Here is a 708-nt window from a genome sequence, read left to right as displayed (position 1 = left end):
AGGTAAGCTGTTCGGTGACAGGGGCTACATCAGCAAGAACCTCTTCCAAAGGCTTCTCGTTGACGGAATACAACTTATTACCAAATTGAAAAGTAACATGAAAGGAGCCTTAATGAGTGTTTCAGACAGACTTTTACTCAGAAAAAGAGCCATTATAGAAACGGTGAATGATGAACTTAAGAACATTGCACAAGTGGAGCACTCCAGGCATAGATGCTTTGACAATTTCATCGTCAACTTATTAGGTGCCATTGCTGCCTATTGCTTGTTCCCAAAGAAGCCATGCATCAATGTACAAAGGACCATTGATACACAGCTTACTTTGTTCTGAATTCGTCGAACTCACGTTAATCTACAACGTCTATATGAATATGAAACGTCACAAGGATGACAGCTGTGCCATTTAATGTTATGTTATAAATAACCCCAATTCGGGATAAGCAAGGCTTGTTTTTGTCTTAAAATAGTTTCAATAAAAGCCCAAAAGGAGGATTATTTTTCGTATATTTGTTGTTGATAACCAAACAGATAACAAAAAAACAATCCTCCATGAAACTTGTCAGCAAAGTTACGGAAATTTATTGTATTGCAGATGATTTCTGCAAAGAATATGAGTTAGAATTGAACAAAAAAGCACTTTCGCTTTCAAACCCCTCTCCAAACACCCCTAAAACTCGCAATAGAAAGGGAAGAATGAGCGATGCAGAA

The 708-nt window shown here is 37.6% G+C and carries 1 protein-coding gene and 1 pseudogene; both read left to right on the top strand.

Annotation, left to right across the window (positions count from 1 at the left end; all coding sequences use genetic code 11):
• A partial coding sequence (locus GCWU000325_RS01610; RefSeq protein ID WP_006254204.1) for an IS982 family transposase occupies positions 1-331 on the top strand: 331 nt, incomplete at its 5' end.
• A 218-nt stretch (positions 332-549) separates the two neighbouring features.
• Positions 550-708, top strand: a pseudogene (locus GCWU000325_RS12645) (IS982 family transposase); the annotation flags it as partial.

Source organism: Alloprevotella tannerae ATCC 51259 (assembly GCF_000159995.1).
In the GTDB taxonomy this organism is placed as follows: domain Bacteria; phylum Bacteroidota; class Bacteroidia; order Bacteroidales; family Bacteroidaceae; genus Alloprevotella; species Alloprevotella tannerae.
Note: the sequence above shows the minus strand (reverse complement) of the source record. Positions and strands in the feature narration are given on the sequence as shown.